The sequence below is a fragment of the Brevundimonas sp. genome (assembly GCF_023259385.1).
In the GTDB taxonomy this organism is placed as follows: Bacteria; Pseudomonadota; Alphaproteobacteria; order Caulobacterales; family Caulobacteraceae; genus Brevundimonas.
The window spans coordinates 1-4,875 of sequence record NZ_JAHFPF010000257.1 but is presented as its reverse complement, the minus strand read 5'-3'; the positions used below and the strand labels follow the sequence as shown (position 1 = coordinate 4,875).

The 4,875-nt window shown below is 65.2% G+C and carries 6 protein-coding genes and 1 tRNA gene; all 7 read right to left on the bottom strand.

The window, feature by feature from the left end; translation table 11 throughout:
* On the bottom strand, positions 1–725 hold a 725-nt coding region (locus Q0C81_RS16010), incomplete at its 3' end, for a hypothetical protein (RefSeq protein ID WP_291840188.1).
* Positions 726–860: 135 nt separating this feature from the next.
* Positions 861–1,568, bottom strand: a complete 708-nt coding sequence (locus tag Q0C81_RS16005) for a CmcI family methyltransferase (protein WP_291840185.1) — start codon at positions 1,566–1,568, stop codon at positions 861–863.
* A 360-nt stretch (positions 1,569–1,928) separates the two neighbouring features.
* Positions 1,929–2,498: a transcription termination/antitermination protein NusG gene (gene nusG / locus Q0C81_RS16000; RefSeq protein WP_291840182.1), complete on the bottom strand. Its 570-nt coding sequence runs from the start codon at positions 2,496–2,498 to the stop codon at positions 1,929–1,931.
* A gap of 17 nt (positions 2,499–2,515) precedes the next feature.
* Positions 2,516–2,806 (bottom strand): preprotein translocase subunit SecE, encoded by a 291-nt coding sequence (gene secE / locus Q0C81_RS15995; RefSeq protein ID WP_291840179.1) that lies wholly within the window; start codon positions 2,804–2,806, stop codon positions 2,516–2,518.
* A 73-nt stretch (positions 2,807–2,879) separates the two neighbouring features.
* Positions 2,880–2,955: transfer RNA gene (locus Q0C81_RS15990), tRNA-Trp, on the bottom strand.
* Between the two features lie 136 nt (positions 2,956–3,091).
* On the bottom strand, positions 3,092–4,426 hold the full coding sequence (locus tag Q0C81_RS15985; RefSeq protein ID WP_291840176.1) for a hemolysin family protein: 1,335 nt from the start codon (positions 4,424–4,426) through the stop codon (positions 3,092–3,094).
* Positions 4,427–4,520: 94 nt separating this feature from the next.
* Positions 4,521–4,652 carry a hypothetical protein gene (locus Q0C81_RS15980; RefSeq protein WP_291840175.1) on the bottom strand — a complete coding sequence of 44 codons (132 nt, stop codon included), beginning with the start codon at positions 4,650–4,652 and terminating at the stop codon, positions 4,521–4,523.
* Positions 4,653–4,875 lie beyond the last annotated feature (223 nt).

Below are 4,875 nucleotides of genomic sequence, written 5' to 3'. Positions count from 1 at the left end.
AAGTCCGTCCGCGGATCGACCTGGGCCAGGGTCAATACCGCCAGATAGTCGCCCAGCTGGTTAAAACTCATCTCCGGAAGCGTCGTGAGGTCGACGATGATCAGCGAGCGGACCAGCCGGTCGGTGACCTGATCACAGTAGCGTTCGCCCCACCGCCGCCGGCAGGGCCACGGGGCGGGGCCTTTGCCCGGCAGCCGGATGGCGACTTGGTTGGTCCCGGCGATGTAGGGCAGGCTGATGTGCCACCAACGGACGGCGGCCTCCGAGGTCTGGAACTCCTGCAAGGCCCGGGAACCCCGGTTAGAGCGGGTGTAGCCATATCGAAATTGCCGACGATTCTGACCGACCAGCGCTGATGCGAGCTCCCGGCCGTCTTCCGTGCCCACGATCACGACGTTGGGCTCACAGTCGGGTTCGCCCAGCTCCACGCCGATCTCCTGCGCGACATCCGAGATATGGCCGATCAGCTGGTGCGCCATCTCCGGCCGGAAGTTCACGGCGCCGAGGCAGATCTTGGTTTCCCACCGCGCCAGCCCCCTGTCCCGCGCGGGCGCGGCGAGCCCCTCCACGAAGGTCTGCGCCAGCCGTTCAAGGTCGTCGCCGCTCACCACGACGTCAGGAAGGGTGGTGGGTTGGTCCTGAGCCTCCGGAACGGGCGGCGTCTGCGCGACGGCCTGGGAACAGAAGGCCATCGCCAGGGCGACGGCGGCGAACCTGACAAGCATCGGCTGTCCTCCCCGAACCCGGTGAAGGATAGTCGCGCCTCAGGGCATTTCAACCGAAAGAACGGCGTTGTGAAACGCAACCCGTCTGAAGAGTATTCCGGCGGAAGACCCGTCTCGCCTGAGCGGCGGCTGCCCTTACACCCGCTTGAGGATGCCGTTGATCGCGCTGGTGCAGTTCACGCCGAAGAAGTCCGTGTAGTGGGTGTCGATCACATACGGTCGCCCCTGCAGGGCCTGGGCCAGCTGCATCTGCTTGGGAATGGCGTCCTCGATCACGAGGTAGTCGCCGGGGCGGAGGAAGTCGTCCAACGCCTGCATCGTCTGGCCCAGATCCCCATGGAAATCCTCGATCACCAGAACCGGGGAGCCGAAATCGTCGCGATTCGCCGACGCCGCCTTCACCCAGGCGATGCAGTCGCCCCGCCAGGTCCGGATCGCGCCCTCGATCCCGTCCTCGACCTTCAGATCCACGGCGTGAACGACCGCGTCCAGATCGTGGGCGACGCACATGTCCGCGAACCACGCCGCCGAGCCGCCGACGCCCGCGCCAAGCTCGATGATGCTGTGCGGCCGGATCTCGGCCAGCATCATCGGATAGAGGGCCAGTTCGTAGATCGTCTTGAAGCAATCCAGCCCGCGCCACTGGAAGGCGCGGCCGGCCCCCTGGCTGTAGAGCATCGCCCGAAAGTCCAGCTCGCTGTCGGCGTTGAACTGCGACAGCTGGGCCTCGCGCTGCGCCCAGGTCCGGTATCGGGGTCCCTTGTCCGACAGACGACGGAGATAGTGGCGCACCAGGTTGGCGTCCCCCTCCCCCACGGGCGCGCCGCGCAAGATTTCGATCACGCGATTATCGAGGTAGGTCGGGATGTTCCCGCGCTCTCGAATAACGTTGGTTACCTGAGAAATAGTCGCGCCGACGTCGGATACCCCCGCCTCTGCAAAAACGTCGCGCAAACTCATGTCTGTACTCAGAATTGATTACTCATAGGCGCATGCCCCATGGCCTATTCATCAATGGCGAGAACAGCGTGGAATCGTGTCGGCATTCCGGCGCTCAGATGACACCTGATTAATGCAGAAGGCGGAGCGCCCCCGAAACCGGACGCTGCAACAGGACCCCGAACATGCAAAACCGCGCCCGACTGGCGGGCGCGGCTTGGCGGTGCGGATCCCGGCCTGCGCCGGGGATGACAGGAAGACGCCTTAGGCGGCGACCTTTTCCACCTGATTGTACTCCAGGTCCACCGGGGTCGGGCGGCCGAAGATCGACACGGCGACGCGCAGGCGGGCGTGTTCCTCGTCGACGCTCTCGACCTGGCCGTCGAAGCTGGCGAACGGACCGTCGATGACCTTGACGGTCTCGCCGATGTCGAAGCGGATGGTGGGCTTGGGACGCTCGACGCCCTCTTCCACCTGGCCGACGATCTGCTGGACCTCACGCTCCGAGACCGGCAGCGGCTTGGTGCCGCCCGCGGCGCCCAGGAAGCCGGTGACCTTCGGGGTGTTCTTGACCAGGTGATAGGCCTGGTCCGTCATCTCCATCTTCACCAGCACGTAGCCGGGGAAGAATTTGCGTTCCGAGTTGACCTTGCGGCCGCGGCGGATCTCCACGACCTCTTCGGTCGGGACGAGGATTTCGGAGAAATTGTCCTCCAGGCCCTGCTGCTTGGCCTGATCGCGCAGTTGCTCGGCCACCTTCTTCTCGAAGTTCGAGTAGGCGTGGACGATGTACCACTTGTGGCGCGGATTGGCGGGCTTGGCGACGTCGGTCATTTGGGGGGCGGTCTCTCTTACTGGCCGAGCGCGAGGACGAACTGGGACAGTCGGGTCAGGCCAAAGTCTACAATAGCGAAGAAGACGGTCGCGATCAGGACCATCAGGAAGACCATCACCGAGGTGATCCAGGTCTCCTTGCGGCTCGGCCAGACGATCTTGCGGCCCTCGGCGCGAACCTGGCTGGCGAACTGCGGGATCGACGTGCGCTTCTTCGGGGCCGGGGCGTCAGCCGCGACAGCGCTGCCGGCGATGGCCGGTTGAGCGGTCTGGGGGCGGCGTCCCGAAGGAGTCTTGGCCTTGGCCATGCGGCGTCTCTTCAAACAATCAAACCTGTCGCCACCAGATGGGGTGTCCCATCCGGCGGCGACAGGGGGAAAATGGCAGGAGTTGGGGGACTCGAACCCACGACCCCCGGTTTTGGAGACCGGTGCTCTACCAGCTGAGCTAAACTCCTGGAGCAAAAAGCCGTACGCGGCGGGTATTCCCGAGACGCACGCTTTCGCCAGACGCGGGGCTATGCCCGACCACGGCGGGGTTTTCAAGCGCCGTTACGGCCTTGCGGCCATATCCGCGCAAGAACGGCCTTAAGGTCAGTCGTCCAGGTGGGCGGCGACGGCCTGGGCCTCGTCTTCCTTGTTCACCACCTGGCGGAACAGCAGCTTGTCGATACGGCGGTCGTCCATGTCGATGACCTCGACCTCGAAACGGCCCAGTTGCAGCACCTCGCCCTCGTCCGGCACGCGCGACAGCTGGTGCAGGACCAGGCCCGCCACGGTGTGGAAGCCTTCCGCCTCGCCGAAATCCTCGCCCAGTTCGTCGGACAGCTCCTCCAGGTCCGTCTGGCCGTCGACCAGCCAGCTGCCGTCCTCGCGCTGGCGAATCCAGGCCTCGGCCTCGTCGTGGCTCTCGTCGAAATCGCCGGCGATCATCTCCAGCAGATCGGTGGCGGTCACCACGCCCTCGAAGGCGCCGAACTCGTCCACCAGGAAGGCCATGTGGACCTTGGACGTCTTGAGGATCTCCAGCGCCTTCAGCACCGAGGTCGACTGCGGGATGAAGGCCGGGGTCTGCACCAGGGATTCGACGTCGAACTTGCCGTCGGTCAGCAGGCTGTCCAGCAGATCCTTCTTGTGGACCACGCCCAGCGGGTTATCGACGTCGTTCTCGCGCGCCACCACGATCCGCGAATAGGGACAGGTGCGGATTTCCTCGCGCAGCTGTTCGTCGGTGTCGTCCAGCGCGATCCAGAAGACCTCGTGGCGCGGCGTCATCGCCACGCGGATGGGGCGGTCGCCGAGCGTCAGGATCTCCTCGATCATGGTCTGCTCTTCGGGCTCGATCAGACCGGCCGAGGTGCCCTCGGCGATCATGGTCTCGACCTCTTCCTGGGTGACGTCGGAACCGTCGCGGTCCTTGACGCCCATGATCTTCAGGATGCCCGAGGTCGAGGCCGTCAGCAGCACCACGAAGGGCTTCAGCACGATGGCCAGGGTAGAGATCGGCGCGGCCATCTGGGACGCGATCGCCTCGGGGAAGATCAGCGCCAGCCGCTTGGGCACCAGCTCGCCGACGATCACGGAGATATAGGTGATCAGCACGACCACGACGCCGGTCGAGATCGCCGACGACCAGTGGGCCAGCGCCGGGATGCCGGTCTCGATCATGCGGTTCAGCTCACCGCCGATGGCGGCCTGACCGTAGGCGCCCGCCAGAATGCCGATCAGGGTGATGCCGACCTGGACCGCCGACAGGAAATGCGTGGGCTCCTCCGCCAGCTTCAGGGCCGCGCGAGCGCCCCGGTCTCCCCGCTCGGCCCGGCTCTGGAGCTTGGACTTGCGCGAAGAGACGACCGCCAGTTCGGTCATGGCGAATACGCCGTTGAGCACCACAAGGAGCAGAACGACGACGATGGCGATGGCTAACATCTAGGGGAGGAGAACCGGCGCGGCGCGACAAACGGCGTCCGCGGGGACAATGATAAGGGCGTTTCGCCCGAACCGCCACGGATTTCCGGGCGGCTCAGCCCCGGCGACCGATCTCGACCGATCCATAGGCGCCCCGCGATGCGCCGTCATCGCCCTTGACGGTCGCGCAGGCGCACATCCCTATCAGGGTGCCGATGAACAGGCCGATGTGGATCGCGCGACGCATGAAGTTACCAGAACCTTAACAACCTTCGCCACACAAGGGCGCAGGATTCGGGTTCCCGGCAAGGCTCCGCCCCCGTCGGTTGCGGGCTTAACCACGCCGCACGTCCTCACAGGCGAGTCACGGTGTCGCGCAAAAGAAAAGCCCCGCCGGATCGCTCCGGCGGGGCTCTTCAGTTCAGATCGTCAGACCGTCGATTACTCGATGATCTTGGCGACGACGCCGG

Excerpts from the sequence above, each read along its gene's own strand:
- nusG (WP_291840182.1), bottom strand. The coding sequence starts at position 2,498 with ATGACCGACGTCGCCAAGCCCGCCAATCCGCGCCACAAGTGGTACATC.
- secE (WP_291840179.1), bottom strand. The coding sequence starts at position 2,806 with ATGGCCAAGGCCAAGACTCCTTCGGGACGCCGCCCCCAGACCGCTCAA.
- Q0C81_RS15985 (WP_291840176.1), bottom strand. The coding sequence starts at position 4,426 with ATGTTAGCCATCGCCATCGTCGTCGTTCTGCTCCTTGTGGTGCTCAAC.
- Q0C81_RS15980 (WP_291840175.1), bottom strand. The coding sequence starts at position 4,652 with ATGCGTCGCGCGATCCACATCGGCCTGTTCATCGGCACCCTGATAGGG.